Source organism: Cerasibacillus terrae, from assembly GCF_008039555.1.
Classification (GTDB): Bacteria; Bacillota; Bacilli; order Bacillales; family Amphibacillaceae; genus Cerasibacillus; species Cerasibacillus terrae.
In genome coordinates this window covers 1-5,486 of sequence record NZ_VDUW01000033.1, presented here as the reverse complement: position 1 = coordinate 5,486, position 5,486 = coordinate 1, and the positions used below count along the sequence as shown (strand labels likewise).

The following is a 5,486-nucleotide window of genomic DNA, read 5'->3' as shown; positions in this document are numbered from 1 at the left end:
TTTCACCTTTTTATATCCTTAGAAAGGAGGTGATCCAGCCGCACCTTCCGATACGGCTACCTTGTTACGACTTCACCCCAATCATTGACCCCACCTTCGGCGGCTAGCTCCTTACGGTTACTCTACCGACTCTGTGGAAGTTTGTACCTTGAAAACCAAATAAGAAATACCAACGACATCAATAACAATGGCGTAAAGTAATATATTATTTTTACTTATTTGCTTGCTAGTCAAGTGAATAAGGGCGCACGGTGGATGCCTTGTTACCCTACGCTTTTTGATTTTCCTTAGAAAGGAGGTGATCCAGCCGCACCTTCCGATACGGCTACCTTGTTACGACTTCACCCCAATCATTGACCCCACCTTCGGCGGCTAGCTCCTTACGGTTACTCTACCGACTTCGGGTGTTGTAGATGCCGGAGCTAGATTACGGAAACATACTGGATCGTTCAGTTCAGTTTTGAGGGAGCAAATCTCTCGAAAACAAACCACTTGATGGAAATGAACTTCTGTTAAATATCGTCACATCTTGTGATGAATATGGAAGTCACGACATTCGAGGAGCATTCCTGTAATGAAGATATTTGAGGGAATTTGAGGTTTGCATAAAAAAGAGCTCTCCTGGTATAGTACAAGGTGTCAATGCGCATTGACCCTGAAATTATAGATACCAAGGAGAGGACTCAAATGAATTATAATCAAAATCATAAAATCATGCAAATCAAAGGGCTTGCCGTTGGTTTATATGAAATCGCAAAAGGCCTATTAACACTTGTCCTTGATGCAGGAATTGTTGTCCTTTCCGATATCATTCCTGATATAATAGAGCCAGAAGGATTGAAACAGGCCGCCAATGATCGAGTGGAAACCTACAAGCAAACAATGAAACATATCATCTTTAGTTTATTAATCATCTTTTATATTTGTATTTCTCAAACCACAAACACCAATAGTGCAGAGTCGGAGCTTATTTATTCCATTCGGGCAAATATGACCCAGCTGAGGAGCATATCCGACCTCCACCTCGTGGATACGCAGGACGAAGGAATTTATGGACCATAATCCGGTGAGATATGGGAGTTTGTACCTTGAAAACCAAATAAGAAATACCAACGACATCAATAACAATGGCGTAAAGTAATATATTATTTTTACTTATTTGCTTGCTAGTCAAGTGAATAAGGGCGCACGGTGGATGCCTTGGTACTAGGAGCCGATGAAGGACGGGACTAACACCGATATGCCTCGGGGAGTCGTAAGTAGACATTGAACCGGCATTTGATGGAAATAAATTACTACGGGGATTACCACAAATAGAATCATTACAGGCAGCTTAGAGAAGCTTAATTTAGTTTATTAATCATCTTTTATATTTGTATTTCTCAAACCACAAACACCAATAGTGCAGAGTCGGAGCTTATTTATTCCATTCGGGCAAATATGACCCAGCTGAGGAGCATATCCGACCTCCACCAACGTCTATCGACTAGCATGCTTCCTACTCCTTCCTCCGACAAGTCAACATCAATTCGCTACGCTCATTGTGTTTCCTTTGTCTCGTCAGGAGTAGTCCAGCCTGTACGTCGATGACCAGACGCTTTCACCTTTTTATATCCTTAGAAAGGAGGTGATCCAGCCGCACCTTCCGATACGGCTACCTTGTTACGACTTCACCCCAATCATTGACCCCACCTTCGGCGGCTAGCTCCTTACGGTTACTCTACCCATCCACCGTGCGCCCTTATTCACTTGACTAGCAAGCAAATAAGTAAAAATAATATATTACTTTACGCCATTGTTATTGATGTCGTTGGTATTTCTTATTTGGTTTTCAAGGTACAAACTTCCACAGAATGTCGTGACTTCCATATTCATCACAAGATGTGACGATATTTAACAGAAGTTCATTTCCATCAAGTGGTTTGTTTTCGAGAGATTTGCTCCCTCAAAACTGAACTGAACGATCCAGTATGTTTCCAAAGGTTTGAAAATGTTGATGATGCATACAATGATAAAGCCGCAAATGTAAAGGCTAAATATACAAACTTTTTCGAAGGTGTATGGGATGTAGTTGAGTGGGGATCGGAAAAAGTATGGGGCCTTGTGAAAGGGCTTGCCGTTGGTTTATATGAAATCGCAAAAGGCCTATTAACACTTGTCCTTGATGCAGGAATTGTTGTCCTTTCCGATATCATTCCTGATATAATAGAGCCAGAAGGATTGAAACAGGCCGGGTGGAGGTCGGATATGCTCCTCAGCTGGGTCATATTTGCCCGAATGGAATAAATAAGCTCCGACTCTGCACTATTGGTGTTTGTGGTTTGAGAAATACAAATATAAAAGATGATTAATAAACTAAAATAAGCTTCTCTAAGCTGCCTGTAATGATTCTATTTGTGGTAATCCCCGTAGTAATTTATTTCCATCAAATGGACACTGTTTTTTGCCTATGGCAAATAATACACGCAATAATTTACAACATAGTGCGAGAAATGAAAAACATTGTAGGAAATCTTGATAAAAAAGTGGAAGAATATGACAAACAAATTGAGGCAAGTGAAGTTGGAAGCGAACGGAAACAACTGCGTTCGGAGCGTAAGGCACCAAAACAATCTCGTAAGCAATTCCAAGATTTTATTGTGCGCAAACAAAAATATCAAAAGGATATGGAAATATTTGAGGACCGCAATAGTTACTCCAAAACGGATACAGATGCCACTTTTATGCGAATGAAAGATGACTATGTTTGATTATGTGCAACCATTGGTCTTACAGCTAAGTATAAGGCTTTTCTTAGCCTTTTTCGTCCACGTTTGGAAATTCTTGATTGGCCTTTGAATTTTCCGGAACTGTGCTCACGTAATGATAATCCAGCTAAATTAACGAGCTGTTGTGGATGATTATAGTTCCTAATGTTTCCAACTTCTGCGAAGAAGGTGGCCACTGTCGTGGCGCCTAGCCCAGGAATACACATCATCTCTTTAGCACCTGGTATCTCAAAATTCAAAGGCCAATCAAGAATTTCCAAACGTGGACGAAAAAGGCTAAGAAAAGCCTTATACTTAGCTGTAAGACCAATGGTTGCACATAATCAAACATTTAAAGCACTCCATCACTACTATACAACACGACCAAATCGTCCACTGAAAAAACAGCAATCTCTTATCGCACTATGTTGTAAATTATTGCGTGTATTATTTGCCATAGGCAAAAAACAGTGTCCATTTGATGGAAATAAATTACTACGGGGATTAATGACACCAGAAGAAGTACTTTCAAAGTGGAAACCACATGTAAAACGTGGTGTAGGAATCAAACGAGCTACCAGACTTGTTGAAACAGCCACTAAAAGTGTTGGAATTTCAATTGGTATGAAATTTGCCCAATTAGAAATGACTAGTCTACTTGAACAGTATGACTTGTATAGGGAACAACTAGAGGGATTAGATTTTCAACTAGAAAACCTTGTGGAAGAGATACCAGGTGCTAAAGAGATGATGTGTATTCCAGAAATGAAAAACATTGTAGGAAATCTTGATAAAAAAGTGGAAGAATATGACAAACAAATTGAGGCAAGTGAAGTTGGAAGCGAACGGAAACAACTGCGTTCGGAGCGTAAGGCACCAAAACAATCTTGTAAGCAATTCCAAGATTTTATTGTGCGCAAACAAAAATATCAAAAGGATATGGAAATATTTGAGGACCGCAATAGTTACTCCAAAACGGATACAGATGCCACTTTTATGCGAATGAAAGATGACTAATCTCCTAAGGCTAAATACTCCCTAGTGACCGATAGTGAACCAGTACCGTGAGGGAAAGGTGAAAAGCACCCCGGAAGGGGAGTGAAATAGAACCTGAAACCGTGTGCCTACAAGTAGTCGGAGCACATTTATGTGTGACGGCGTACCTTTTGCAGAATGGACCGGCGAGTTACGATCGTATGCAAGGTTAAGTGGAAGACACGGAGCCGTAGCGAAAGCGAGTCTTAATAGGGCGTTTAGTATGCGGTCGTAGATCTACGACCGCATACTAAACGCCCTATTAAGACTCGCTTTCGCTACGGCTCCGTGTCTTCCACTTAACCTTGCATACGATCGTAACTCGCCGGTCCATTCTGCAAAAGGTACGCCGTCACACATAAACGTGCTCCGACTACTTGTAGGCACACGGTTTCAGGTTCTATTTCACTCCCCTTCCGGGGTGCTTTTCACCTTTCCCTCACGGTACTGGTTCACTATCGGTCACTAGGGAGTATTTAGCCTTAGGAGATTAGAGTAACCGTAAGGAGCTAGCCGCCGAAGGTGGGGTCAATGATTGGGGTGAAGTCGTAACAAGGTAGCCGTATCGGAAGGTGCGGCTGGATCACCTCCTTTCTAAGGAAAATCAAAAAGCGTAGGCGTCTAATTACAGATGCCGGAGCTAGATTACGGAAACATACTGGATCGTTCAGTTCAGTTTTGAGGGAGCAAATCTCTCGAAAACAAACCACTTGATGGAAATGAACTTCTGTTAAATATCGTCACATCTTGTGATGATCATCACAAGATGTGACGATATTTAACAGAAGTTCATTTCCATCAAGTGGTTTGTTTTCGAGAGATTTGCTCCCTCAAAACTGAACTGAACGATCCAGTATGTTTCCGTAATCTAGCTCCGGCATCTATAATTAGACCCCTACGCTTTTTGATTTTCCTTAGAAAGGAGGTGATCCAGCCGCACCTTCCGATACGGCTACCTTGTTACGACTTCACCCCAATCATTGACCCCACCTTCGGCGGCTAGCTCCTTACGGTTACTCTAAGATGCCGGAGCTAGATTACGGAAACATACTGGATCGTTCAGTTCAGTTTTGAGGGAGCAAATCTCTCGAAAACAAACCACTTGATGGAAATGAACTTCTGTTAAATATCGTCACATCTTGTGATGAGTATAGAAGTCACGATATCCTGTGGAAGTTTGTACCTTGAAAACCAAATAAGAAATACCAACGACATCAATAACAATGGCGTAAAGTAATATATTATTTTTACTTATTTGCTTGCTAGTCAAGTGAATAAGGGCGCACGGTGGATGGAATGTCGTGACTTCCATATTCATCACAAGATGTGACGATATTTAACAGAAGTTCATTTCCATCAAGTGGTTTGTTTTCGAGAGATTTGCTCCCTCAAAACTGAACTGAACGATCCAGTATGTTTCCCATTATATGAATGGGTTCCGCAATCTAGTTCAAACGTCTATCGACTAGCATGCTTCCTACTCCTTCCTCCGACAAGTTAACATCAATTCGCTACGCTCATTGTGTTTCCTTTGTCTCGTCAGGAGTAGTCCAGCCTGTACGTCGATGACCAGACGTTTTCACCTTTTTATATCCTTAGAAAGGAGGTGATCCAGCCGCACCTTCCGATACGGCTACCTTGTTACGACTTCACCCCAATCATTGACCCCACCTTCGGCGGCTAGCTCCTTACGGTTACTCTACC

General features: G+C 41.7%; 3 protein-coding genes, 1 rRNA gene, 3 pseudogenes and 2 other annotated features. Of the genes and pseudogenes, 5 read left to right on the top strand and 2 right to left on the bottom strand.

From position 1 onward, the window contains the following. The first annotated feature begins 687 nt into the window (after nt 1-687). The 3 genes and pseudogenes from FHP05_RS15210 to FHP05_RS15195 form a co-directional block, all read left to right on the top strand. On the top strand, nt 688-1,062 hold the full coding sequence (locus FHP05_RS15210) for a hypothetical protein (protein ID WP_147670805.1): 375 nt from the start codon (nt 688-690) through the stop codon (nt 1,060-1,062). An 855-nt stretch (nt 1,063-1,917) separates the two neighbouring features. Further along, a complete protein-coding gene (locus FHP05_RS15205) occupies nt 1,918-2,286 on the top strand; it encodes a hypothetical protein (protein WP_147670803.1) in 369 nt (122 codons plus the stop codon). 218 nt (nt 2,287-2,504) lie between these two features. After that, nucleotides 2,505-2,747 (top strand): annotated as a pseudogene (locus FHP05_RS15195) (IS5/IS1182 family transposase); the annotation flags it as partial. On the opposite strand, the gene FHP05_RS15190 reads toward FHP05_RS15195, so the two are convergent. Then, nucleotides 2,741-2,974 (bottom strand): IS110 family transposase, encoded by a 234-nt coding sequence (locus tag FHP05_RS15190; protein WP_407923447.1) that lies wholly within the window; start codon nt 2,972-2,974, stop codon nt 2,741-2,743. The pseudogene FHP05_RS15195 and the gene FHP05_RS15190 sit on opposite strands and share 7 nt — an antisense overlap. Nucleotides 2,975-2,999: 25 nt before the next feature. On the opposite strand from FHP05_RS15190, the pseudogene FHP05_RS15185 reads away from it, so the two are divergent. Beyond that, nucleotides 3,000-3,245: pseudogene (locus tag FHP05_RS15185) on the top strand (transposase); the annotation flags it as partial. Nucleotides 3,246-3,461: 216 nt separating this feature from the next. Next, nucleotides 3,462-4,976 (top strand) — a sequence feature (mutual gap in cmsearch alignment for this rRNA model is longer than 100). Continuing rightward, nucleotides 3,525-3,761, top strand: a pseudogene (locus FHP05_RS15785) (IS5/IS1182 family transposase); the annotation flags it as partial. Its footprint overlaps the feature before it by 237 nt. Then, nucleotides 4,021-4,102 (bottom strand) — a sequence feature (23S ribosomal RNA rRNA prediction is too short). It lies within the feature at nt 3,462-4,976. 405 nt (nt 4,977-5,381) lie before the next feature. Here the strand turns inward: FHP05_RS15785 and FHP05_RS15795 are convergent. Further along, nucleotides 5,382-5,486, bottom strand: a 16S ribosomal RNA gene (locus FHP05_RS15795); the annotation flags it as partial.